The 24,695-nt window shown below is 71.7% G+C and carries 21 protein-coding genes; 12 read left to right on the top strand and 9 right to left on the bottom strand.

Annotated elements, in window-relative coordinates; all coding sequences use genetic code 11:
• Positions 1-30 precede the first annotated feature (30 nt).
• The 6 genes from murJ (at position 31) to trxA (ending at position 8,117) form a co-directional block, all read left to right on the top strand.
• On the top strand, positions 31-2,460 hold the full coding sequence (gene murJ / locus KV557_RS16895; protein ID WP_218201012.1) for a murein biosynthesis integral membrane protein MurJ: 2,430 nt from the start codon (positions 31-33) through the stop codon (positions 2,458-2,460).
• Between the two features lie 305 nt (positions 2,461-2,765).
• The gene (locus KV557_RS16890; RefSeq protein WP_218201010.1) at positions 2,766-4,778 is read left to right on the top strand and encodes a protein kinase family protein; all 2,013 of its coding nucleotides are present in this window, start codon (positions 2,766-2,768) and stop codon (positions 4,776-4,778) included.
• A 42-nt stretch (positions 4,779-4,820) separates the two neighbouring features.
• Positions 4,821-5,543: an RNA polymerase sigma factor SigM gene (gene sigM / locus KV557_RS16885; RefSeq protein WP_218201009.1), complete on the top strand. Its 723-nt coding sequence runs from the start codon at positions 4,821-4,823 to the stop codon at positions 5,541-5,543.
• Positions 5,540-6,505, top strand: coding sequence for a hypothetical protein (locus tag KV557_RS16880; RefSeq protein WP_218201007.1), 966 nt, complete (start codon positions 5,540-5,542; stop codon positions 6,503-6,505). Before sigM ends, KV557_RS16880 begins: the two co-directional genes overlap by 4 nt.
• Positions 6,506-6,678: 173 nt before the next feature.
• On the top strand, positions 6,679-7,644 hold the full coding sequence (trxB, locus tag KV557_RS16875) for a thioredoxin-disulfide reductase (protein ID WP_218201004.1): 966 nt from the start codon (positions 6,679-6,681) through the stop codon (positions 7,642-7,644).
• Between the two features lie 146 nt (positions 7,645-7,790).
• Positions 7,791-8,117, top strand: a complete 327-nt coding sequence (trxA, locus tag KV557_RS16870; RefSeq protein ID WP_218201002.1) for a thioredoxin — start codon at positions 7,791-7,793, stop codon at positions 8,115-8,117.
• Positions 8,118-8,248: 131 nt separating this feature from the next.
• Here the strand turns inward: trxA and KV557_RS16865 are convergent, their stop codons facing one another.
• The 9 genes from KV557_RS16865 to rpmH all read right to left on the bottom strand — a co-directional run bounded on the left by KV557_RS16865 (position 8,249) and on the right by rpmH (position 15,057).
• A complete protein-coding gene (locus tag KV557_RS16865) occupies positions 8,249-8,866 on the bottom strand; it encodes a GNAT family N-acetyltransferase (protein WP_218200999.1) in 618 nt (205 codons plus the stop codon).
• A 125-nt stretch (positions 8,867-8,991) separates the two neighbouring features.
• A complete protein-coding gene (locus KV557_RS16860) occupies positions 8,992-10,071 on the bottom strand; it encodes a ParB/RepB/Spo0J family partition protein (protein WP_218200998.1) in 1,080 nt (359 codons plus the stop codon).
• On the bottom strand, positions 10,068-11,015 hold the full coding sequence (locus tag KV557_RS16855) for a ParA family protein (protein WP_308129942.1): 948 nt from the start codon (positions 11,013-11,015) through the stop codon (positions 10,068-10,070). Before KV557_RS16855 ends, KV557_RS16860 begins: the two co-directional genes overlap by 4 nt.
• Positions 11,016-11,322: 307 nt before the next feature.
• Positions 11,323-12,168 (bottom strand): 16S rRNA (guanine(527)-N(7))-methyltransferase RsmG, encoded by an 846-nt coding sequence (rsmG, locus tag KV557_RS16850; RefSeq protein ID WP_218200995.1) that lies wholly within the window; start codon positions 12,166-12,168, stop codon positions 11,323-11,325.
• Between the two features lie 179 nt (positions 12,169-12,347).
• Positions 12,348-12,878 (bottom strand): Jag family protein, encoded by a 531-nt coding sequence (locus tag KV557_RS16845; RefSeq protein WP_218200994.1) that lies wholly within the window; start codon positions 12,876-12,878, stop codon positions 12,348-12,350.
• A 66-nt stretch (positions 12,879-12,944) separates the two neighbouring features.
• The gene (gene yidC, locus KV557_RS16840; RefSeq protein WP_218200993.1) at positions 12,945-14,108 is read right to left on the bottom strand and encodes a membrane protein insertase YidC; all 1,164 of its coding nucleotides are present in this window, start codon (positions 14,106-14,108) and stop codon (positions 12,945-12,947) included.
• Complete coding sequence (gene yidD / locus KV557_RS16835) at positions 14,105-14,476, bottom strand: membrane protein insertion efficiency factor YidD (protein WP_256177519.1); 372 nt, start codon at positions 14,474-14,476, stop codon at positions 14,105-14,107. Before yidD ends, yidC begins: the two co-directional genes overlap by 4 nt.
• A complete protein-coding gene (gene rnpA, locus KV557_RS16830; RefSeq protein WP_218200992.1) occupies positions 14,473-14,901 on the bottom strand; it encodes a ribonuclease P protein component in 429 nt (142 codons plus the stop codon). Before rnpA ends, yidD begins: the two co-directional genes overlap by 4 nt.
• 18 nt (positions 14,902-14,919) lie before the next feature.
• Complete coding sequence (gene rpmH / locus KV557_RS16825) at positions 14,920-15,057, bottom strand: 50S ribosomal protein L34 (RefSeq protein ID WP_030059672.1); 138 nt, start codon at positions 15,055-15,057, stop codon at positions 14,920-14,922.
• 470 nt (positions 15,058-15,527) lie between these two features.
• Here rpmH and dnaA point away from each other — a divergent pair, with 470 nt between their 5' ends.
• The 6 genes from dnaA (at position 15,528) to gyrB (ending at position 24,693) form a co-directional block, all read left to right on the top strand.
• Positions 15,528-17,366 carry a chromosomal replication initiator protein DnaA gene (dnaA, locus tag KV557_RS16820; protein WP_218200991.1) on the top strand — a complete coding sequence of 613 codons (1,839 nt, stop codon included), beginning with the start codon at positions 15,528-15,530 and terminating at the stop codon, positions 17,364-17,366.
• A gap of 951 nt (positions 17,367-18,317) precedes the next feature.
• Complete coding sequence (dnaN, locus tag KV557_RS16815; RefSeq protein WP_218200990.1) at positions 18,318-19,448, top strand: DNA polymerase III subunit beta; 1,131 nt, start codon at positions 18,318-18,320, stop codon at positions 19,446-19,448.
• 238 nt (positions 19,449-19,686) lie between these two features.
• On the top strand, positions 19,687-20,562 hold the full coding sequence (gene gnd / locus KV557_RS16810; protein WP_218200989.1) for a phosphogluconate dehydrogenase (NAD(+)-dependent, decarboxylating): 876 nt from the start codon (positions 19,687-19,689) through the stop codon (positions 20,560-20,562).
• Between the two features lie 43 nt (positions 20,563-20,605).
• Positions 20,606-21,739 carry a DNA replication/repair protein RecF gene (gene recF, locus KV557_RS16805; protein WP_218200988.1) on the top strand — a complete coding sequence of 378 codons (1,134 nt, stop codon included), beginning with the start codon at positions 20,606-20,608 and terminating at the stop codon, positions 21,737-21,739.
• A 138-nt stretch (positions 21,740-21,877) separates the two neighbouring features.
• The gene (locus KV557_RS16800) at positions 21,878-22,417 is read left to right on the top strand and encodes a DUF721 domain-containing protein (protein ID WP_308129933.1); all 540 of its coding nucleotides are present in this window, start codon (positions 21,878-21,880) and stop codon (positions 22,415-22,417) included.
• Between the two features lie 281 nt (positions 22,418-22,698).
• A complete protein-coding gene (gene gyrB, locus KV557_RS16795; RefSeq protein ID WP_374106636.1) occupies positions 22,699-24,693 on the top strand; it encodes a DNA topoisomerase (ATP-hydrolyzing) subunit B in 1,995 nt (664 codons plus the stop codon).
• The last annotated feature ends 2 nt before the right edge of the window (positions 24,694-24,695 follow it).

Here is a 24,695-nt window from a genome sequence, read left to right as displayed (position 1 = left end):
CGGCCTCCCCCACGAACGCGAAGAGGTGACATGACCGGGCGCAGCGAGGAGCGGCCGCCGGGCCGCGGTGAGAACCGGCCGGGCGCCGAGTCGCCGTCCGGCGACTGGTACGTGGCCGACACCTACGCCCAGGACCCGTACGCGGCCGACGCGTACCAGGGCCACCAGGGCGGCCAGGACCCGTACGGTCTGGACACCGCCCGGCCGGCCGCGCCGCAGCAGCAGGCCGCCGCGTACGACGTGCCGCCGCAGCTGCCGCCGCAGGCCGGCGGCTACCCGACGCCCGTCCCGGCCTCGTCGTTCTCGCCTCCGGTGCCGCCGCTGCAGCCCGGCTGGGACACCCCGGCCGGCTGGCGGGAGCCCCGGGACGAGGCCCCGGCGGACGGCCAGTGGGGTGCACAGCAGCAGCCCGCATCGCCGTGGGAGCCGGGCCCGGCGCACTCGACGTGGGACAGCGAGACCACCGAGTACGTGGGGGTGGACGCGCTGTTCGGCGGCGGCCGGCCGGAGGCCGCGGCCCCGCCGCCGGTGCCCCCGCCCGCGCCCGTCCCGCAGACCGCGCCGCCGGTCGCGCCGGCCGCCCCCGTGCCGTTCCCGCCCATGGGCGGGTACCCGGCGCAGGAGGGTCACGGCAACGGGCCACGCCCGTTCGTGCCCCCGATCGAGTTCGACCCGCCGCTCTCCGAGGAGGAGGCCACCATGCAGGTGGCCGCCGTGGCGCTGCCGCCCGCCGTGGAGCCGCTGGAGGACCTCGCCGCCGAGGGACACACGGCACAGGCGGCCCCCGACACCGAGCCCGCCCCGGCGGGCGGCGGTGGCGGCGGCAAGGTCGCGAGCCTGCTGAACTCCAGCGCGATCATGGCGGCCGGCACGCTGGTCTCCCGCGGTACTGGCTTCCTGCGCACGATGGTGATCGCGGGCGCGATCGGCATCGCCGTCATGGGCGACTCGTACAACGCGGCGAACACCCTGCCGACCCTGCTGTACATCCTGATCGGCGGCGGCGCGCTGAACGCCGTCTTCGTGCCGCAGCTGGTGCGCAGCATGAAGAACGACGAGGACGGCGGCACCGCCTACGCGAGCCGGCTGCTCACCCTGGTGATGGTCGGGCTCGGCGGCGTGGTGTTCCTGGCGGTGCTCGGGGCCCCCCTGCTGGTGCAGCTGATCGCGCACACGATGATGGAGAACCCGGCCCGCGCGGAGACCACCGTGGCGCTGGCCCGGTACTGCCTGCCGACCATCTTCTTCATGGGCATCCATGTGGTGATGGGCCAGATCCTCAACGCCCGCGGCCGGTTCGGCGCGATGATGTGGACCCCGGTCCTCAACAACATCGTGGTGATCTTCACCTTCTCCGCCTACATCTGGGTCTACGGGGGCTTCAACGGCGTCACCCCGGAGAACATCACCCCCGAGGGTGTGCGACTGCTCGGCATCGGCACGCTGATCGGCCTCGTCGTCCAGTCGCTGGCGATGATCCCGTACCTGCGGGCGGCCGGCTTCCACTACCGGCCGCGCTTCGACTGGCGCGGCCACGGCCTGGGCAAGGCCGCCCGGCTGGCCAAGTGGACCTTCTTCTTCGTGCTCGCCAACCAGGCCGGGTACCTGGTCATCACCCAGCTCGCCACGGCGGCCGGCAGCGCCGCCGAGCAGGGCGGCCACGGCGGTGTCGGCCTCTCCGCGTTCTCCAACGCGCTGCTGATCTGGCAGCTCCCGCAGGCCGTCATCACCGTCTCGATCATGAGCGCGGTCCTCCCCCGGCTCTCCCGGGCGGCAGCAGACGAGGACGCCGGCGCGGTGCGCGACGACCTGTCGTACGGGCTGCGCACCACCGCGGTGGCGGTCGTCCCGGCCGCGTTCCTGTTCCTCGCGCTCGGCCCGGCGATCGGCCGCTCGATCTACGCGGTCGGCCGCAGCGGGGCGGCCCTGAACGACGCGACCAACGTCGGCCTGATGCTCTCCGCCTTCGCACTCGGCCTGATCCCGTACTCGGCGCAGTACGTGATGCTGCGCGGCTTCTACGCCTACGAGGACACCCGGACGCCGTTCTCCAACACCGTCTGGGTGGCGGCCTGCCAGGCCGGCTTCTCGCTGCTCTGCTGGTTCGCCCTGCCGCCGCAGTGGACGGTGACCGGCATGGCCTTCGGCTACGGCCTCGCCTACGCCGTCGGGGTGACGGTCGCGGTGCCGAAGCTGAAGAAGAAGATCGGCGGGCTGGACACCAAGCGGATCGGCAAGACGTACACCCGCCTGGCCACCGCCTGCGCCCCGGCCGCCCTGGTCGGACTCGGCGCCAGCCTGGGAATCCAGCGGGTGCTCGGCGGTTGGGCCGGCAGTGTGCTCTCCCTCGTCGTGGCCGGCGGCCTCCAGCTGGCCGTATTCGTGCTCATCGCGAAAAGGCTGCGGATCGAGGAGCTCAACGCGATGCTGGGCATGGTCCGCGGCCGACTGGGCCGCTGACCCGCCGCACCAACCAGCCGGACCGGCCGCCGCCCTGACCGGGCGTCAACCGCAACGATCGGCTCCCGCGCCGGTCCGGCCCCGTGCCGGGCCGCCACCCGCTCCCGGTCCACCCGGGCCGCGAGGTGGCGGCCCGGTGTCGGGTCTGCACCACATCTCTCCACCTTCACGCAACCGAGCGGACCACTCAGCGGTCGTACCCGGTGGAGAAGAGTGGGCACAATTGTCCTGGAGCACTGGGCCGCCAGCCCGCGCGCTCCAGCGACTCTCTCAGCCGGGGCGACACAAGGGGAGGCAGGACCACGGTGGCTGATGGCACCAAGGCGGTCGTCGACACGTCAGCAGCTGACGCGGCGGCGGACGAGGCCGCACTGGCCGCGGCAATCGACGAGTTCGCGGACGGGAAGGCCGCGCCGGCCGACGACTCTTCCTCCGACGACGACTCCTCCTCCGCCGACGACTCCTCCGCTGACGTCCCGTCCTCGGACGACCCTGCCGACGTCCCGTCCTCGGACGACCCTGCCGACATCCCGTCCTCGGACGACCCGGTCGGCGCCTCGGTCGGCGAGGAGACCTCGGAGATCACTGCGCCGCTCTCGGTCAACGAGATCGCCGCCGAACTGGCCGCCGGCAGCGCGTCCAAGCCGAAGCCGTCCGCCGCCCAGGCTGCAGAGCCCGCGGGCGCCGCCCGGCGGCAACCCACCGACCCGCAGCCCACCGTGGACCCGCGCGACACCGCCACCCTCCCGCGCACCCTCCCCGCGCCGCTGCGGCACAGCGGCGACAAGATCGGCCACCGGTACCGGCTGGAGGAGTGCATCTCCCAGACCGAGACCTTCAGCAGCTGGCGCGCCGTCGACGAGAAGCTGCGCCGGGCCGTCGGCGTCCACCTGATGGCCTCCGGCCACCAGCGTGCCCGCAAGGTGCTCGCCGCCGCCAAGTCGGCCGCCCTGCTCGGCGACCCGCGCTTCGTCCAGGTGCTGGACGCCGTCCAGGAGGGCGAGCTGGTCTACGTCGTGCGGGAGTGGCTGCCGCACGCCTCCGACCTCGCCAAGCTGCTCGTGAACGGCCCGATGGAGCCGCACGAGGCGTACCAGATGGTCCGCCAGGTGACCGACGCGGTCGCCGCCGCCCACCGGCGCGGCCAGGCCCACCTGCGGCTCACCCCGCGCTGCGTGCTGCGCACCGACAGCGGCCAGTACCGGATCAACGGCATCGCGGTGGACGCCGCCCTGCGCGGGCTGCCCGACGAGGACTCCGCCGACGACGCCGAGCGTGCCGACACCCGCGCGATCGGCGTCCTGCTGTTCGCCGCACTCACCCACCGCTGGCCCTACCCGGAGGACCGCTACGACCTCCAGGGCCTGCCGAAGGGCCTCCAGAACGCCGCGCCGGACCAGGTCCGGGCAGGGGTCCACAAGGGCCTGTCCGAGCTCGCCGCGCGGGCCCTGTTCGACCACCCGCCGCACCACGCCGAGCCGATCACCACGCCGGAGGAACTGGCCAAGGCGATCACGCTGCTGCCCCGTATCCGCCAGCCCGAACCCGAGCTGCCCGCCTTCACCGCCCCGCCCCGGCACAACACCCACGCCCTGCCGACCGCGCCCAACCCGACCCGGGCGATCGCCGACCCGGCCACCGCCCCACTGCCGCCCTCGTCCCGTCCTACCGCGGTCCGGCGCACCCGGCGGCGGCTGCGCCGGGTGGTCAAGGCGACGGCCTGGACGGTCGCGCTGGGCGCCATCGGCGTCGCCTCCTGGCAGCTGGTCGACAACCTGCGCCACAGCGGCCCCGCCATCGCGGCGCCACAGCCGTCGGTCAGCACCGCCGCGCCGAGCGCGCACGCCGCCGCGCACACGCCGGTGCCGATCCCGGCCAAGGCAGCCCTGTCGTACAACCCGAAGGGCGGCTCGGAGGAGTCCAAGTGGGCCCTCGACAAAGCCATCGACGGCGACCCGAACACGGCTTGGCCGACCTACGGTTACGACGATCAGTTCGCTCCGGGCGGTTACAAGGAGGGCACCGGTCTGCTGATCGACCTCGGCTCGCCGCAGCCCGTCAGCTCGGTGACCGTCCAGTTCGTCGGCACCACCACGGCCGAGCTCCGGATCCCGAACGCCCAGGCCACCGAAAACCTGCAGAAGGCCCCGCTGAGCGACTTCACGGTGGTGGCCTCGAAGAAGCCCGGCAACAGCGTCGACTACACCCTCGACAACCCGGTCACCACGCGTTACCTCTTGATCTGGCTGACCGCTCTGCCGAAGGATACGGACGGCAAGTACCGTAGCGGGGTCGCCGAGGTCAAAGTCTCCGGCTGACCGCACGGCCCGCGCACCGGAACGACGGCAAGGGATCAACGGGTGACAGTGGCGGACGACGACGCGGCGCTGCTCGCCCGGCACGTCGCCGGCGACCCGGACGCCTTCGGGCTGCTGGTGAACCGCCACCGCGACCGGCTCTGGGCGGTCGCCCTGCGCACCCTGGGCGACCGCGAGGAGGCCGCCGACGCGCTCCAGGACGCCCTGGTCAACGCCTTCCGCGCCGCGCCCGGCTTCCAGGGCCGCTCGGCGGTCACCACCTGGCTGCACCGGATCGTGGTCAACGCCTGCCTGGACCGCGCCCGGCGCAGCGCCACCCGGCGCACCACCCCGCTGGACGACGACCCGCAGCGGCTGGACACCCTGGTCGGCTCCGCCGAGCCCGCCGACTCCCCCGTCGTCCGCGCCGAGGTGCACCGCGAGCTGACCGCGGCGCTCGCCGAACTGCCCGCCGACCAGCGGGCCGCCCTGGTCCTGGTCGACATGCAGGGATACCCGGTCGCCGAGGCGGCCGAGCTGCTGGGCGTCCCGGTGGGCACGGTGAAGAGCCGCTGCGCCCGGGGGCGGGCCCGGCTGCTGCCTCTCGTCCGTCATCTGCGCGAGGGCGGCGACGGAGCGGATGTTTCACGTGAAACAGCGTCCGTCCCGGGCGCGGCGCCACCGCGGCGGAGCCCGCCAGGGAACCCGAAGGGCGCCCGCACCGTCACAGGGACAGGCCCGGACACCGGCCGGACGATTCTGGAAGGAGATACGAGCACGCGATGACGGCCCCTTTCTCCTCCCCCGACTTCTCCGATTCCCCCGACTCCCCCGACTCTCCGGACTCTCGCGGCTTCCACCCCACCGTCGACGAGCTCGCCGACCTCGCCGAGGGGCTGATCGACTCCGCCGACACCGCCGGCGCACTGCGTCGGCACCTGGACGGGTGCGCCGAGTGCCGTGAGACGGCCGACGCGCTGAGCGAGGTCCAGGTACTGCTGGGCGAGGTCGAGACCCCACCGATGCCGGCCGACGTCGCCGCCCGGTTGGACGCCGCCCTCGCCGAAGCTGCGGCCGCTTCCGCCGCTGCCGACGGCGAGGCCTTCGATCGCCCCCAGGAGGCCCCCGGCCGAGCCGCCGGGGCTCCCACCCCGGCCACCCCGTCCCGGCCCGCCACGGCCCCCGCCGCACCGCCCGCACGGCCCGCCGGCGCCACCGGTCCGGGCCGCCCCCGCCCCCGGCGGCGGCGTGTCGGCCTGCTGCTCGGCGCCGCCGCCGCGCTGGCCGCGATCGGCCTCAGCGGTGCGCTGCTGCTCCCGGCGGATTCCGACTCCGCCAAGTCGGCCGTCTCGGCCGGCGCCCCGGCAGCCGCCGACGCCGGCCACAGCACCCGGGGGGAACACGCCGTGGGCGCCGGCCCCGCCTACCGCGACGACCAGCTCGCCACACAGATCCAGCAGTTGCTCGCCCGCTCCGGCACCACCACCCAGGGCCGGACGACCGGTCCCGCCAAGCCGTCCGCCGCCGCCCCCGTCGAAGGCCAGCAGGCGCTGACGCCCGAGGCGCCCCGGACGTGCCCGGCCCCCGCCGAGGGCACCCCGCTGGCCACCGACCACGGCAGCTACGCGGGTGCCCCGGTGGACGTCCTGGTGTACCCCGTGCCCGGCAAGCCCGGGGTGGTCGACGTCTATCTGCGTTCCCCTGACTGCGGCCCGGTCCAGCTGCACCGCACGGTCCCCGCACGCTGACGGCCGGTTCCCATGCGATCGACGCCCAACCCGGGACGCCGCTCCCACACTGCGGGCACCTGGTACTGATCCGCCTGGGAATGCGAGACACTGGTCAGTCGTTGTCCCGGGCGGCGGAGCAGGACCGCCCTCCCCGCAGCAAACGCGGGTCGCGATGCGAACCAGGAGATGCAGTGAGCGACGTCCGTAACGTGATCATCATCGGTTCCGGCCCCGCCGGCTACACGGCCGCGCTCTACACGGCCCGTGCCTCCCTCAAGCCGCTGGTCTTCGAGGGGGCCGTCACCGCCGGTGGCGCGCTCATGAACACCACCGAGGTCGAGAACTTCCCCGGCTTCCGGGACGGCATCATGGGCCCCGAGCTGATGGACAACATGCGGGCGCAGGCCGAGCGCTTCGGCGCCGAGCTGATCCCGGACGACATCGTCGCGGTCGACCTCACCGGTGACATCAAGACCGTCACCGACTCCGAGGGCAACGTGCACAAGGCCCGCGCGGTGATCGTCACCACCGGCTCCCAGCACCGCAAGCTCGGTCTGCCGAACGAGGACAAGCTCTCCGGCCGCGGCGTCTCCTGGTGCGCGACCTGCGACGGCTTCTTCTTCCGCGACCAGGACATCGCGGTGGTCGGCGGCGGCGACACCGCCCTGGAGGAGGCGACCTTCCTCTCCCGCTTCGCCCGCAGCGTCACGATCATCCACCGCCGGGACACCCTGCGCGCCTCCAAGGCCATGCAGGAGCGCGCCTTCGCCGACGAGAAGATCCGCTTCGCGTGGGACAGCGCCGTCGAGGCCATCCACGGCGACCCGAAGCTGAGCGGCGTCACCCTGCGCGACACCACCACCGGCGAGACCCGTGAGCTGGACGTCACCGGCCTGTTCATCGCGATCGGCCACGACCCGCGCACCGAGCTGTTCAAGGGCCGGCTGGAGCTCGACGCCGAGGGCTACCTCAAGGTCGAGGCCCCCTCCACCCGGACCAACATCCCGGGCGTGTTCGGCGCCGGCGACGTCGTCGACCACACCTACCGCCAGGCCATCACCGCGGCCGGCACCGGCTGCTCCGCCGCCCTGGACGCCGAGCGCTACCTCGCCGCGCTGGACGACCTGGAGGCCAAGGCCGCCGCCGTCGCGGTCTGAGCCCCGCCGCACCGACCGATTCCCCGCGGGGGTGTCGAACGTTGTTTCACGTGAAACACCCCCCGCACCACCCAGGCCGAAACAGAACGGGCCCGCCCGTTGTTGACCTGGCAGCAGCCCTCACCCTCCGAACCCGAGGAGTTCCCGTGGCCGGCGCCACCACCACCGTCACCGACGCGTCGTTCAAGGCCGACGTCCTGGACAGCGACAAGCCCGTACTGGTCGACTTCTGGGCCACCTGGTGCGGCCCGTGCCGCCAGGTCGCCCCGATCCTGGAGGAGATCGCGACCGAGCACGGCGACAAGCTGACCATCGCCAAGCTCGACGTGGACGCCAACCAGGCGACCGCCGCCCAGTACGGCGTCATCTCGATCCCGACCCTGATCGTCTACAAGGGCGGCGAACCGGTGAAGTCGATCACCGGTGCCCGTCCGAAGGCCGCGCTGCTGCGCGAGCTGGCCGAGTTCATCTAGGTCCTCGACCACCCGCGAAGGCGGGGCTCCCCAGAACCGGGGAGCCCCGCCTTCGTCGTTCCCACGCCGGCCCGCACCCTCACACGGGCCCTCGTTCTCGCGCCTGTCCTCGTAGTCACGCCTGCCGAACCTCAGAACGGCCGCAGCGCCGGCTCCTTGCGCCCTCCGCCCAGCAGCCGCTCCAGCGCCACCTCCACGTCCCCGCGCCAGGAGAGCGTCGTCCGCGCCTCCAGCCGCAGCCGCGGGTAGCGGTGGTGCGGCCGTACGGTCTTGAAGCCGACCGCGAGCAGATGATCGGCCGGCAGCACGCAGCTCGTCGGCACCGGCCCCGCCGCTCCGAAAGCCTCGATCGCCCGCACCCCGCGCCCCAGCAGGTCCTTGGCCACGGTCTGCACCATCACCCGGCCGAGCCCCTGCCGCTGGTAGCCCGGCAGCACCCGGCTGATCATCAGCTGAACGGCGTCCGGCGACACCGGGCTCGTCGGGAAGGACTGCGAGCGGGGGACGTACGCCGGCGGCGCGTAGAGCACAAACCCGGCGGGCTGGTCGTCCACGTAGACGATCCGGCCGCAGGACCCCCACTCCAGCAGCACCGCGGAGATCCACCCCTCCTTCTCCAGCTCCGGCTTGCCGGACTCCACCGCCGCCTTTCCGCTCACCGGGTCCAGCTCCCAGAACACGCAGGAGCGGCAGGTCGTCGGCAGATCCGCGAGATTGTCCAGTGTCAGCGGAGCGATCCGGCGTCCCATGCCCCACACCTCCTCGTCCACTCCACAGTCGAGCATTCCCCCCGAACGCCGATGGGTGCATGTTTCACGTGAAACAGCGCTCACGCGGAACATGCACCCATCGGGTCATGCCTCTTCGGCCCGGCTCAGCTCTGCGACAGCCGCAGCCCGTCCTCGCCCGGAGCCAGGCTGTCCAGGATCCGGTTCAGGTCCTCCACCGAACCGAACTCCAGCACCACCTTGCCCTTGCCGAGCTTGCCGCCGCGCTGCGAGACCTCGACCTTGACCCGGGTCTCGAAGCGGTCCGAAAGGCGGCTCGCCAGATCGTTGAAGGCCGGGGAGATCAGCTTGCCCGCCTTCGGCGTCTGGCGCTTCGGCTTCTCCTCCTGGTCCATGATCGCGACGATCTCCTCGGTGGTGCGCACCGAAAGGCCCTCCGCGACGATCCGCTTGGCCAGCTGCGCCTGCCGCTCGCCGTCGGGCACGCCGAGCAGTGCACGCGCGTGCCCAGCCGTCAGGACCCCGGCGGCAACCCGGCTCTGCACGCCCGGCGAGAGCTTCAGCAGCCGCAGCGTGTTGGAGACGTGAGAGCGCGAGCGGCCGATCCGGTCCGCCAGCTCCTCGTGGGTGCAGGAGAAGTCCCGCAGCAGCTGGTCGTAGGCGGCCGCCTCCTCCAGCGGGTTCAGCTCCGCCCGGTGCAGGTTCTCCAGGAGGGCGTCCAGCAGCAGCTTGTCGTCCTCGGTGGCCCGGACGATCGCCGGGATCCGCTCCAGCCCGGCCTCGCGGGAGGCACGCCAGCGACGCTCGCCCATGATCAGCTCGAAGCGCTCGGCGCCGATCTGGCGCACCACGACCGGCTGGAGCAGGCCGACCTCCTTGATGGAGGCGACCAGTTCGGCCAGCTTGTCCTCGTCGAAGACCTCGCGCGGCTGGCGCGGGTTGGGCGTGATCGCGTCCAGCGGCAGCTCGGCGAAGAAGGCACCGGCCACCGGCGCGGGCTGCGTCTGGTCGGCCTGTTCCCGCAGGCTCCCCGCGGCCGCCCTGGCCGCCACCGTGGCGCGGCCTCCCGGCAGCACCGGCATCGAAGCCGGCGACACCGCGCCCGGCACCACCGAGGCCGGTGCGAGCGTGGCCGCCGCGGGCTGCGCCGCCGCCCCGCCGTCCGCCGGCGTGGCGGGGCCGATCAGCGCCCCAAGCCCTCGTCCCAGACCCCTGCGACCACTCACTGATGACCCTCCGTCGTGCCGTGCTGTGCCACCGGGGCGCCGTGCCCCGTACCGCTGCCGTCCCGCTGCTGGCCCACCAGCGAACCGCCCAGGCCCACCGCGCGCAGCGCGAGCTCGCGGGCGGCCTCCAGGTAGGAGAGCGCCCCGGTCGAACCCGGGTCGTAGGTGAGCACCGTCTGCCCGTAGCTGGGCGCCTCCGAGATACGCACCGAGCGCGGGATCGCCGTGCTCAGCACCTCCTGCTGGAAGTGGGTCCGGACCTCATCGGCGACCTGGGCGGCCAGCCTGGTCCGGGCGTCGTACATGGTGAGCAGGATGGTCGAGACGTGCAGCGTGGGGTTGAGGTGCGCGCGCACCAGCTCGACGTTGCGCAGCAGCTGGCCGAGGCCCTCCAGCGCGTAGTACTCGCACTGGATCGGGATCAGCACCTCCTGGCCGGCCACCAGGGCGTTGACCGTCAGCAGGCCCAGCGAGGGCGGACAGTCGATCAGGATGTAGTCCAGCGGCTGCTCGTAGGCGGCGATGGCGCGCTGGAGGCGGCTCTCGCGGGCCACCAGGGAGACGAGTTCGATCTCCGCGCCGGCCAGGTCGATGGTGGCGGGGACGCAGAAGAGCCCCTCGACGTCCACCACCGGCTGCACCACGTCGGCGAGCGGCTTGCCCTCCACCAGGACGTCGTAGATGGACGGCACCTCGGCGTGGTGGTCGATGCCGAGCGCGGTGGAGGCGTTCCCCTGCGGGTCGAGGTCGACGACCAGGACGCGCAGTCCGTGCATCGCGAGCGAGGCGGCCAGGTTGACGGTGGTGGTGGTCTTGCCGACCCCGCCCTTCTGGTTGGCGACCACGATCACCCGGGTGGCAGCGGGTCGGGGAAGGCCCTCACCCGCCCGGCCGATCGCCTGGACCGCAGCCTGCGCAGCACGCGCGATGGGCGTGTCATCGATCTGGTCGATGGTCTCCGAGTCCTGCATGGGGGTCAGTGTTTCACGTGAAACCGGAGCGGCAACAGTCGCCGCCCGGAATAGGCCGAGCCCGCGGCGGAGCCGCAGATCGAGACTGTCCGAGAGCAAGGAGCGACGTTTCACGTGAAACACCATGCCCTTTATGCCCGAAATCTGACGTTGCGACACTCCGGTGCCCCACCGTCGGCCTGCCGTCACCCGGGACGTCACCGAAACGACGACGGGCGGGCGATCCTCCCGTTCGGAAGGACCACCCGCCCGTCGCGGTGAGTGTCGAGCACCAGCAGGGTCAGCGACTCCGGCGACGTCCGCCCCGGCTGCCCGCGCCGCCGGTGGCACCCCCGGCGCGCGTGCCCGCGTTCCGTCCGGCCCGGGCCGCCTTGGCCCGCCTGGTCGCGGCCTTCACCCCGCCGGGGCTCTCCCCCGCCTTGACCTGGATCACCCGGGTCGAGGTCTCCAGGGTGCCCTCGCCCACCGAGATCACGCTCCACTCGACCGCGCCCAGCTTGGTCAGCCCGGCGCGCGAGTCGGCCAGCTCCTGCTCCGCGCTGTCGCCCTTGAGCGCCAGCATCTGCCCGTGCGGCCGGAGCAGCGGCATGCCCCAGCCGGCCAGCCGGTCCAGCGGCGCCACCGCCCGGGCGGTCACGACGTCCACCGCGAGCTTGCCGACCATCTCCTCGGCCCGGCCGCGCAGGACGGTGACGTTGTCCAGCCCCAGCTCCCGGACGACCTCCTCCAGGAAGGTGGTCCGGCGCAGCAGCGGCTCCAGCAGCGTCACCGAGACGTCCGGACGGGCCAACGCCACCGGGATGCCCGGCAGGCCGGCGCCGGAGCCGACGTCGCACAGGGTGGAGCCGGCCGGCAGCAGCTCGGCGAGCACCGCGCAGTTCAGCACGTGCCGGTCCCAGAGCCGGGGCACCTCGCGCGGCCCGATCAGCCCGCGCTGGACACCCGCGGTGGCCAGCAGCTCGGTGTAGCGGACCGCGGCGTCGAAACGGTCGCCGAAGACCTCCCGGGCGGCGGCCGGCGCCTCGGCCACCTCGATCGCGACCGGTACCTCGGCGGCCTGCCCCTCAGCGGCCGGATTGACGGCACCCGCCCCCGGCTGGCTACCAGCCGCGTTCTCCGTGTCCATCTCGACCTCTCCGATCCCCGGATCCACCGACCCGCTCTCCGCACCGTTTCACGTGAAACATCTCTCGCCGGGCCACCGCCCCGCGAAGGGACGACGACCCCGCCCGCACGAAGCGGACGGGGTCGCGTCCTGTGAAGCCCGCCGACCGCCGGAGCGGCCGGTCATCGACCAGTCTGACCTCAGGCCGGCAGCACGACCACACACCGCTGGGGCTCTTCGCCCTCCGACTCGCTGCGCAGACCGGCCGCGGCGACCGCGTCGTGGACCACCTTGCGCTCGAAGGGCGTCATCGGCCGCAGCTTGATCTGCTCGCCGGTACGCTTCGCCTGCTCCGCGGCCTTGGCGCCGAGCGCGGCCAGCTCCTCGCGCTTGCGGGCCCGGAAGCCGGCAATGTCCAGCATGAGGCGGCTGCGCTCGCCGGTCTCCCGGTGGACAGCCAACCGGGTCAGCTCCTGCAGTGCCTCCAGCACCTCGCCGTCCTGGCCGACCAGGCGCTGCAGCGCGCGGTCGTTTCCGTCGCTGACGATGGAGACCAGGGCGCGGTCGCCCTCGACGTCCATGTCGATGTCACCGTCGAGGTCGGCGATGTCGAGCAGACCCTCCAGGTAGTCCGCCGCGATGTCGCCCTCCTGCTCCAGGCGGGCGACGAGGCTCTCGTCGGCGCTGGCGGCGGCCTCGGCCTCGACGGCGGAGGTGGTGCCTTCCGTCACTGATGGACTCCTTCGGAGATGAGGCCCAGGTTGGTGGGCCGGGAACGAAGCTCTGCGCGAACCTCGTCAGGACTTCTTCTTCGGCCGCTGGCCGCCACCGCGCTTCGGCTGCTGCCGGGCGCCCTGCTGCCGGACGGTACCGGGCTTGGTGCCCCCGGGCTTGGCCGCGCTCTGCTTGGCGGCGGCCGGCTTGGCACTGCCGGCGTCGGCCGACACGGCCTCCGCGGGCTCCTCCTCCGGGGCATCCTTGGTCAGGCTCGCGGTCTGCCCGCCGCTCTGGCGCTGGGCCTTGGTCTGCTTGCGGGGCTGCTGGCGACGCGCCTGCACCGACTCCTCGACCACGGCCGCCGCGGCCGCGTCGATCGCCGCCTTCTTCGGGGGCAGCAGGCCCCACAGCGCGCCCTTGATCACGGTGCCGTCCGGGTTCAGCCGGCCGGCCTTCTTCAGCCGGGCCTGACGCTCGTCCCAGGCCTTGCTGCCCGGCGTCGGGTTGTTGCGGATGACGATCAGCTGCTGGCCCATCGACCAGACGTTGGTGGTCAGCCAGTAGACGAGCACACCGACCGGAAAGTTGATGCCCATCACGGCGAACATGACCGGGAAGACGTACATCAGCATCTTCTGCTGCTGCATGAACGGCGTCTTCACCGTGAGGTCGACGTTCTTGGTCATCAGCTGGCGCTGGGTGATGAACTGCGACAGCGACATCATGATGATCATCACCGCGGTGACGATCTTGACGCTGGTCTCGCTGCTGCTCAGGAACGTCGCGGAGAGCGGGGCACCGAAGATGTGCGCCTTGCCGGCGCTCACCAGCAGGTCGCCGTGGATGACGCCGATCTGCTGGCTCTTGGCGACCTTGGCGAGCACTCCGTAGAGAGCGGTGAAGAACGGCGCCTGCACGATGATGGGAAGGCAGCTGGAGAACGGGTTGGTACCCGCCTCCTTGTACAGCTTCATCATCTCTTCGGACTGGCGCTGCCGGTCGTTCTTGTAGCGCTCCTGGATGGCCTTCATCTTCGGCTGGATCGCCTGCATGGCCCGGGTCGCCTTGATCTGCTTCACGAAGAGCGGGATCAGGCAGATCCGGATGACGACCACCATCGAGGCGATGGCCAGACCCCAGGCCCAGCCACCGTCCGGGTTGAAGATGTGGCTGTACAGCGAGTGGAACTGGACGATGATCCAGGACACCGCTGTGTACAGGGGGTTCAGGAAGGAGAAGGTCACCGGTCAGGCTCCTTGGACATATGGATTGGCCGCTCGGGGCCAATGGTCGCCGGGCCCTCGGGGTCCGGACCGGCGGGGGTGGGGGTCACCGGCGCTCCGGCGGCGGACCGGCGGCTCAGCCAGTCACGCAGCCGGCGGTGCCACACCGGATGCTTGCGAGGCGGGACATGATCGACCCCGCCGGGCGTCCACGGATTGCAGCGCAGGATGCGCCACACGGTCAGGCCGCCGCCCTTGACCGCCCCGTGCACCTTCACGGCCTCGTAGCCGTAGTGCGAGCAGGAGGGGTAATAGCGGCAGACCGGACCGAGTAGTGGGCTGATCGTCCACTGGTAGACCCTGATCAAACCCATCAGCAGGTACTTCATCGCCCTGCTCCCGTCGGCGCCGTCGCGGCGGGCTCTGCCTTCAGCAGCCGCTTGAGCGCCGCGTCCAGGTCACGTTCGAGGTCCTGGTACGAGGCGGACGCGGCCTGGGGCAGCGCACGCACCACTATCAGGCTACCGGCGGGCAGCCTGGACAGACGATCACGAACGAGGTGGCGCAACCGGCGCTTGACCAGGTTGCGAACGACCGCCGGGCCGACGGCCTTGCTCACGACGAAACCCGCACGCGCCGAAGGAGTCCCCTCGGCGACGTGCGGGCGGGAGTCGCTGGTCCGGTCGGTCTGGCCCTTGGGGTCACCGTCTCTACTGAGATGGACGACCAACAGGGGCCGGCCGGCCCGGCGACCGCGTTTCACCGCGGTCGCGAAGTCCTGGCGCCGCCGCAGCCGATTCTCGGAGGGCAGCACAACAGACTCTGGCGCGGATCAGGCGGACAGGCTGGCGCGGCCCTTGCCACGGCGGGCGGCCAGGATGGCGCGGCCGGCGCGGGTACGCATACGCAGCCGGAAGCCGTGGGTCTTCGCGCGACGACGGTTGTTCGGCTGGAAGGTGCGCTTGCTCACTCGGGGGCTCCTGAGGTGAATCGTAGGATGACGAGGAGTCGCTTGGCCGTCACCGTGCGTCCGCGTGATCTCCCCTGATACGGAAATCCGGCCCATCGCCCCAGTTCGGCTGGGGTTTCAGGCAATCCACGGCGCCCGTGCTGCGCGCCTTATGGAGCGGGTGGACCCGCGGACATGCGGCAGCGGCCATCGACAACTCGACCTGGTTACGGTACGCGGGACGGGGCACGAGGGTCAAACCAGCCGCTTTGCCCGGCCGCGCGCCGGTGCCACTCTGGGGTTGTCCACACCCCCTTCGCCCACAGCCTGTGGACAACGACTTGATCCGGCTCTGTTCGCTGACTACCGTTGCAGGACTTGTCTGGTTTGTTCTTCGTGGTCGGGTCCCCCGGAGGCGGACCCGCCGATCCACAGTCTCTTGATCCACCACCCCCTGCTGGAGCCGCGGGGAACCGAGAAAGCGTGCACCAGTGGCTGATGTCAACAGCGACCTCGTCCCGGTCTGGGCGAGGGTCGTCGAGCGGCTGGTCAGCGACCCGGACGTCGGGGAGATGGACAAGCAGTGGGTGCAGCGCACCCAGCCGATGTGGATGATGCACGACACCGCCCTGCTGGCGACCCCCAACGAGCGGGCCAAGCAGGTGCTGGAGGGCCGGCTGCTGCCGCAGCTGACCGAGGCCCTCAGCCGCGAGCTCAGCCGTCCGGTCCGGATCGCCGTGATGGTCGACGCCAACGCTGTCCCCACCACCCCCGCGCCCGCCGCACCGGCCCCCGCCGAGCCCTACCCGGGCCCGGCCGGCGAGGACACCGGCGGCTACGGCGGCCAGGGCTACCAGCAGCCGTACGAGCAGGACTACGAGCGCCCCCGGTACGACACCGGCGGCTACGAGCAGCGCCCCGCGCCCTACGGCGGTCCGGCGGCGCAGCCGTGGCAGGGCTACCAGGACCAGAGCGGCTACCAGGACCACGGCGGTTACCCGGAGCCCCAGGCCCCCTACCGCGAGCCCGACGAGCCCGCCCCCCGGCAGGCGCCGCGCCCCCTTCCCGGCGGGCCGCCCTCGACCACCCAGGGCGACCTCTTCGGCGGCGCGTACGGCCCCGGCCCCGGCGAGCAGCCGCGTGGCGGTGCCGGCCGCCGCTCCCCCGGCTCCCGCCCCGTCGGCGGGCGGCCCGCCGACAAGCCCGCGCCGGAGCGCGCCACCGAGCGCCCCGCCGTCCCCGGCGTACCCGCCCCGCCCGGCGCTCCCCCGGCCGGCGGCTCGCGCAAGGACGAGCCGGCCGCCCGACTGAACCCCAAATACCTCTTCGACACGTTCGTCATCGGTGCGAGCAACCGCTTCGCGCACGCGGCGGCGGTGGCGGTCGCCGAGGCCCCGGCCAAGGCGTACAACCCGCTCTTCATCTACGGCGAGTCCGGGCTGGGCAAGACCCACCTGCTGCACGCCATCGGGCACTACTCGCGCAGTCTCTTCCCGGGCACCCGGGTGCGCTACGTGTCCTCGGAGGAGTTCACCAACGAGTTCATCAACTCGATCCGGGACGGCAAGGCGGACACCTTCCGCAAGCGCTACCGGGACATGGACATCCTGCTCGTGGACGACGTGCAGTTCCTCGCGAGCAAGGAGTCCACGCAGGAGGAGTTCTTCCACACCTTCAACACCCTGCACAATGCGAACAAGCAGATCGTCCTCTCGTCGGACCGGCCGCCCAAGCTGCTGACCACGCTGGAGGACCGGCTGCGCAACCGCTTCGAGTGGGGCCTGATCACCGACGTCACCCCGCCGGAGCTGGAGACCCGGATCGCGATCCTCCGCAAGAAGGCGATCCAGGAGCAACTCAACGCCCCGGCCGACGTGTTGGAGTTCATCGCGTCCCGGATCACCCGCAACATCCGGGAGTTGGAGGGCGCCCTGATCCGGGTCACCGCCTTCGCCAACCTCAACCGGGCGCCGGTGGACCTGGAGTTGGCCGGCATCGTCCTCAAGGACCTGATCCCGGGCGGGGACGAGGACGCCGGTCCCGAGATCACCGCGCAGGTCATCATGCAGCAGACCGCCGCGTACTTCGGGCTGGGCGTGGACGACCTCTGCGGATCGTCGCGCAGCCGCGTGCTGGTGACGGCCCGCCAGATCGCGATGTACCTGTGCCGGGAGCTCACCGATCTGTCGCTGCCGAAGATCGGCGCGCAGTTCGGCGGCCGGGACCACACCACGGTGATGCACGCGGACCGCAAGATCCGCTCGCTGATGGCCGAGCGACGGTCGATCTACAACCAGGTCACCGAGCTGACCAACCGCATCAAGAGCTAGTCCTTCCACGGCCGTTGGGGACGGCTGCCGGGCAGCGCGCCGAGGGCGTCAGGAGCGATCCTGGCGCCCTTTTGGCACATCCACAGGTGTGTGGCGCGCCCGGGCGGGGCAGAGATGCGTCGACGGACGCTCCACCAGTCCACAGCCCGCGCCGAACATCTGACCGGTGATTCGAAAACCGGGGTCGCGCCAGGCGGTTATCCCCAGGTGAGGGGCTTTCTCCACCGTCCACAGAGTGGAGAGTCCGGAGTTATCCAGAATTCCTCCACAGGCGGCTCGCCGCTACGCTCTTCCGCGCAGGTCAAGTGCCTGTGGACTTGTGCACAACAGTTATCCACAGGGTGTGGACAATTGAGGGGTCGCCAGTAGGCCGTCCGGGTTATCCACCGCTTGTCCCCAGGCTCGGGCCGGTTATCCCCAGGTTGTCCACAGTGACGTCCACAGTTCGACAAGCTTGGGCCCGCGTTCATGCCCTGGTGTGAAAGGCGTCACGAAAAGTTGACCGGCGCCCGTGGATAACCGGGCCCGGATCTGGGGACAGCGCTGGGGAAAACCTGTGGATACCCAGCGTGCCCTGTGGGTAACGCTCCGCCGTCCACAGCGAGGCCTGTCCGTCCACAGCCGCCGTCCACACGCGCTGTGGACAAAACTTGGGCGCTGACCTGCGGAAACGGGGTTATCCACGGTTTCCACAGGCCCTACTACTACCACTACACAGTTAGACCCATCGATGCGTTTCAAGGCAGGTGGGCTCGAAATCTGTGGACAACGGATCCCCGACATCTGTTCGGGTTGCTTCCGCCCGTCTGCCCCGTCTGTCGGCGGAGTACGTCAGACTGTCCTCTGCGACTGGAAGCGGAGTGGTAGCGCTCGGCGGACAGCCCAACCGACGATCAAGATCAGACGAACCAGAGTGCGAGCGGGAGCGCTCGATCCAGGAGGCGGTTACCGGTGAAGTTCCGGGTGGAGCGTGACGTCCTCGCGGAGGCGGTGGCCTGGGCTGCCCGCAGCCTCCCGGCACGGCCGCCGGTGCCGGTGCTGGCCGGCCTGCTGCTGACGGCACAGGACGGCAGCCTGGCCCTGTCCGGCTTCGACTACGAGGTCTCGGCCCGGGTCGAGCTGGAGGCCGACATCGAGGAGGCCGGCACCGTCCTGGTCTCCGGCCGGCTGCTGAACGACATCTCGCGGAACCTTCCCAACAGGCCTGTGGAGATCTCCACCGACGGCCAGCGGGTCAGCGTGGTCTGCGGCAGCTCCCGGTTCACCCTCCCCACCCTCCCGGTGGACGAGTACCCGGCGCTGCCCCAGATGCCGACCGCGACCGGCACCGTCTCCGGCGACGTCTTCGCCTCCGCGGTCAGCCAGGCCGCCGTGGCCGCCGGCCGCGACGACACCCTCCCGGTGCTCACCGGTGTCCGGGTGGAGATCGAGGGCGACCGGATCACCCTGGCCGCCACCGACCGCTACCGCTTCGCCGTCCGCGAGCTGCTGTGGAAGCCCGAGCAGTCGGACATCTCCGCCGTCGCCCTGGTGCCCGCCAAGACCCTGCAGGACATCGCCAAGTCCCTGGGCAGCGGCGACAACGTCTCCATCGCGCTCTCCTCGGGCGGCGCGGGCGAGGGCCTGATCGGCTTCGAGGGCGCCGGCCGCCGCACCACCACCCGGCTGCTGGAGGGCGAGTTCCCCAAGTTCCGCAGCCTCTTCCCGACCGAGTTCAGCGCCGTCGCCGCGATCCAGACCCAGCCGTTCCTGGAGGCGCTCAAGCGCGTCTCGCTGGTCGCCGAGCGCAACACCCCGGTCCGGCTCAACTTCGAGCAGGGCGTGCTGACCCTGGAGGCCGGCTCGGGCGACGACGCCCAGGCCACCGAGCGGGTCGACGCCGACCTGGAGGGCGACGACATCTCGATCGCCTTCAACCCGGGCTACCTGGAGGAGGGCCTCAAGGCCATCGACTCCGCCTACGCCCAGCTGAGCTTCACCACCCCGACCAAGCCCGCCCTCCTCAGCGGCAAGGCCTCGGTGGACGCCGAGGAGGACAAGGCGTACCAGTACCTGATCATGCCGGTCCGCCTCTCCGGCTGATCCTCGGGACCGGCATGATCCCGGGGGTGTGGGGGTCGTCCCCCACCGGACTCGGCATGCCGGTCCGCCTCTCCGGCTGACACCGGACGCGCGATACCCACAGGCCGTACCCACAGCCTGTGGACGGTCTCCCCCGGTCGGCCCGACCGGGGGAGTCTCCGTCTCTCCAGCGCGTAGGCTCGGGGAGTGCGGCAACGGCGCCGCCGGCAGGCACGTCACCACAGGTAAGGACTTGGTCATGGAGCTCGGCCTCATCGGTCTCGGCAAGATGGGCGGCAACATGCGCGAGCGGATCCGCCGCGCCGGCCACACCGTCATCGGCTACGACCGCAACCCGGACATCTCCGACGTCGAGAGCCTGCAGGAGCTCGTCACCAAGCTCCAGGGTCCGCGCGTGGTCTGGGTGATGGTCCCGGCCGGTGCCGCCACCCAGGCGACCGTCGACGAGCTCGCCGAGCTGCTCTCCCCCGGTGACGTGGTGGTCGACGGCGGCAACTCCCGCTGGACCGACGACATCAAGCACGCCGAGGCGCTGGCCGCCAAGGGCATCGGCTTCGTCGACTGCGGCGTCTCCGGCGGTGTCTGGGGCCTGGAGAACGGCTACGCCCTGATGTACGGCGGCGACGCCGAGCACGTCGCGCGCGTCCAGCCGATCTTCGACGCACTCAAGCCCGAGGGCGAGTTCGGCTCGGTGCACGCGGGCGCGGTCGGCGCCGGCCACTTCGCGAAGATGGTCCACAACGGCATCGAGTACGCGATGATGCAGGCCTTCGCCGAGGGCTGGGAGCTGCTGGAGGCGGCCCCCGAGGTCACCGACGTGCGCGAGGTCTTCCGCAGTTGGCAGGAGGGCACCGTCATCCGCTCCTGGCTGCTGGACCTGGCCGTCCGCGCCCTGGACGAGGACGAGCACCTGGCCAAGCTGCGCGGCTGGGCCGCCGACTCCGGCGAGGGCCGCTGGACCGTCGAGGCCGCGATCGACCACGCCGTGCCGCTGCCGGCGATCACCGCCTCGCTGTTCGCCCGCTTCGCCTCCCGCCAGGACGACTCGCCGCAGATGAAGATGATCGCCGCGCTGCGCAACCAGTTCGGCGGCCACGCGGTCGAGTCCAAGTAGCCCCTCCCGCACGGTCCATAGAAGGCGAGCGCAGTCCACAGCCATGCACGTCGCGCATCTGTCGCTCGCCGACTTCCGGTCGTACGCCCGGGCCGAGGTCCCCCTCGACCCGGGCGTGACGGCCTTCGTCGGTCCCAACGGCCAGGGCAAGACCAACCTGGTCGAGGCGATCGGCTACGTCGCCACCCTGGGCAGCCACCGGGTGGCCACCGACACGCCGCTGATCCGGCTGGGCGCCGAGCGGGCGGTGATCCGCACCTCCGTGGTGGACCGCGGCCGGTCCACCCTGATCGAGCTGGAGCTCACCCCGGGCAAGGCGAACCGGGCCCGGATCAACCGCTCCGACAACGTCCGCCCGCGCGATGTGCTGGGCCTGCTGCGCACCGTGCTGTTCGCCCCCGAGGACCTCAGCCTGGTCAAGGGCGACCCGGGCGAGCGCCGCCGCTTCCTGGACGAGCTGCTGACCGCCCGCGCCCCCCGCCTGGCCGGCGTCCGGCAGGACTACGAGCGGGTGCTGAAGCAGCGCAACGCCCTCCTGAAGACCGCCGCGATGGCCCGCCGGGCCGGCGGCGGCAAGGGCGCCGACCTCTCCACCCTGGAGGTGTGGGACGGTCATCTGGCCCGCTCCGGAGCCGAGTTGACGGCCTTCCGGATCCAGCTGGTGGCCGCCCTGCAGCCGCTGGTGACCGCCGCGTACGGGCAACTGGCGCCCGGCGGAGGGGAGACCACGCTGGAGTACCGCAGCTCCTTCGAGGGTGAGCTGCCGACCAGCCGCGAGCAGGCCGAGGAGCAGCTGCTCCAGGCCCTCCAGGCGATCCGCCGGCAGGAGGTCGAGCGCGGAATCACCCTGGTCGGCCCGCACCGCGACGAGCTGGTGCTCAAGCTCGGCCCGCTGCCCGCCAAGGGCTACGCCAGCCACGGCGAGTCCTGGTCGTTCGCGCTCGCGCTGCGGCTGGCCTCGTACGAGCTGCTGCGCGCGGACGGCGGCGAGCCGGTGCTGATCCTGGACGACGTCTTCGCCGAGCTGGACGCGGCCCGCCGCGACCGGCTGGCCGAACTGGTGGCCGACGGCGAGCAGGTCCTGGTCACCGCGGCGGTCGCCGAGGACGTGCCGAAGGCGCTGGCCGGCGCCCGGTTCGCGGTCGCCGACGGCGCGGTGCGCCGGATCGACGCCTGACCTCCACCGTTCCCTCACCGTCCCTCCGGGGACCCCGCCGTCCCGCGGATCCCCGGCGTCCGACCGCTCCCGTACGCTGGACCGTTCACCGGCGCGCACCCGCGACCGTTGTCCACAGGCTGGGGAAAGGAGATCGCCGTGAGCGAGCCGGCCGAGTCCTCCCCACCGCCCGGCGGCGCGGAGCTGACCGGCGCCGACCTCGCCCGCTCGGCGCTGCGGGCGGCCCGGGCGCAGGCGCGCCAGCGCGGCGAGCAGGTCCGGGAGAAGCGCGAGGCGAAGCGGCACGGCCTGCGCAGCGGCGCCCGCTCGGACGGCCGCGACCCGGTCCCGCTGGGCGCGGCGCTGAACCGGCTGCTGACCGAGCGGGGCTGGGAGTCCTCGGCCGCGGTCGGCGGAGTGATGGGCCGATGGAGCCAGATCGTCGGCCCCGACATCGCCGCGCACTGCCAGCCCTCGTCGTACGACGACCAGACGGCGGTGCTCACCGTGCAGTGCGACTCCACCGCCTGGGCCACTCAACTGCGCTGGCTGGCACGGCAGTTGGTGGCACGTCTGAACCACGAGCTGGGCCACGGCACGGTCCGCAGCATCAAGGTGCTGGGCCCCGCCGCGCCCGCCCGCGGCTACGGCCGGCTGCGCGCGCCGGGCAGCAAGGGCCCGGGCGACACCTGGGGCTGACCGCCGCCGGCCCGCCGTCCAGCGGACCACGATCTTCCGGAACCCCTGACGGCCCTTCCAGGCGCTCTGTGCCCCCGGGTCGAGTATCGGGACATGTGCAGAGGGGATTCAGGGCGGCATATCTGCCCTCAAGGGCTGCCAAACGCCCATCTCTGTCAGTCGTACCGGTAGACTGAGAGCCAAACACTGTTGCTAGTGGCAACCGAGTCGAAACGCCGTGGTCGCACGCCCGCCCACACGGGGTGGGAATGCGGCCCGTGCTGTGCCAGAGAGGGCGCTTCGTGGCCGATTCCGGCGATTCCAGCCAGTCCCCCGTCCCCACCGACCCCGGCAAGTCTTACGACGCCAGCGCGATCCAGGTGCTGGAAGGACTCGACGCGGTCCGCAAGCGCCCGGGTATGTACATCGGTTCCACCGGTGAGCGCGGTCTGCACCACCTGGTCCAGGAGGTGGTGGACAACGCCGTCGACGAGGCCATGGCCGGCCACGCGGACACCATCGACGTGAGGATCCTGCCGGACGGCGGGGTCCGGGTGGTCGACAACGGCCGCGGTATCCCGGTGGGCATCGTCCCCGGGCAGGAGAAGCCGGCCGTCGAGGTCGTGCTGACCGTGCTGCACGCCGGCGGCAAGTTCGGCGGCGGCGGCTACGCGGTCTCCGGCGGTCTGCACGGTGTCGGCGTCTCGGTGGTCAACGCGCTCTCCACCCGCCTCGCGGTGGAGATCCACACCGACGGCTACCGGTGGACCCAGGACTACAAGATGGGTGCCCCGACCGCGCCGCTGGTCCAGCACGAGGCGACCGACCGCACCGGCACCAGCGTGACCTTCTGGGCCGACGGCGAGATCTTCGAGACCACCGTCTACTCCTTCGAGACGCTCTCGCGCCGCTTCCAGGAGATGGCCTTCCTCAACAAGGGCCTGACCATCGCGCTGACCGACGAGCGGCCCGAGCACACCGACGACGAGGGCAACCCGCTCTCCGTCACGTACAAGTACGACGGCGGCATCGCCGACTTCGTCGCCCACCTCAACTCCCGCAAGGGCGAGGTGATCCACCCCTCGGTGATCGACTTCGAGGCGGAGGACAAGGACAAGTCGATCTCGGTGGAGATCGCGATGCAGTGGAACTCCTCCTACACCGAGGGTGTCTACAGCTTCGCCAACACCATCCATACCCACGGCGGCGGCACCCACGAGGAGGGTTTCCGCGCGGCGCTGACCGGCCTGGTCAACCGCTACGCGCGGGACAAGAAGCTGCTCCGCGAGAAGGACGACAACCTCTCCGGCGAGGACATCCGCGAGGGCCTGACCGCGATCATCTCGGTCAAGCTCGGCGAGCCGCAGTTCGAGGGCCAGACCAAGGACAAGCTCGGCAACACCGAGGCGAAGACCTTCGTCCAGAAGGTCGTCCACGAGCACCTGAACGACTGGCTGGACCGCAACCCCAACGAGGCCGCGGACATCATCCGCAAGTCCATCCAGGCCGCCACCGCGCGCGTCGCCGCCCGCAAGGCCCGCGACCTCACCCGCCGCAAGGGCCTGCTGGAGTCCGCCTCGCTGCCGGGCAAGCTGTCCGACTGCCAGTCCAAGGACCCGTCCGAGTGCGAGATCTTCATCGTCGAGGGTGACTCCGCCGGCGGCTCGGCCAAGCAGGGCCGCGACCCGCGCACCCAGGCCATCCTGCCGATCCGCGGCAAGATCCTGAACGTCGAGAAGGCCCGGATCGACAAGGTGCTGCAGAACACCGAGGTCCAGGCGCTGATCTCGGCCTTCGGCTGCGGCATCCAGGAGGACTACGACGAGACCAAGCTCCGCTATCACAAGATCGTCCTGATGGCCGACGCCGACGTCGACGGTCAGCACATCCGCACCCTGCTGCTCACCCTGCTGTTCCGCTTCATGCGGCCGCTGGTCGAGGCCGGGTACGTCTACCTCGCCATGCCCCCGCTGTACAAGATCAAGTGGGGCAAGGAGGACTTCGAGTACGCCTACTCCGACCGCGAGCGCGACGCGCTGATCGCCGCCGGTGTGGAGGCCGGGCGCCGGCTCCCCAAGGACGACGCGATCCAGCGGTTCAAGGGTCTCGGCGAGATGAACGCCGAGGAGCTCCGGGTCACCACCATGGACGCCGAGCACCGGCTGCTGCTCCAGGTCACCCTGGAGGACGCCGCCCGCGCCGACGAGCTGTTCTCCGTGCTGATGGGCGAGGACGTCGAGGCCCGCCGCTCCTTCATCCAGCGCAACGCCAAGGACGTCCGCTTCCTGGACGTGTGACG

The organism is Kitasatospora aureofaciens (assembly GCF_019192735.1).
GTDB lineage: Bacteria > Actinomycetota > Actinomycetes > Streptomycetales > Streptomycetaceae > Kitasatospora > Kitasatospora aureofaciens_A.
The sequence above is the reverse complement of the archived record's forward strand: the minus strand, read 5'-3'. Positions and strand labels throughout refer to the sequence as shown.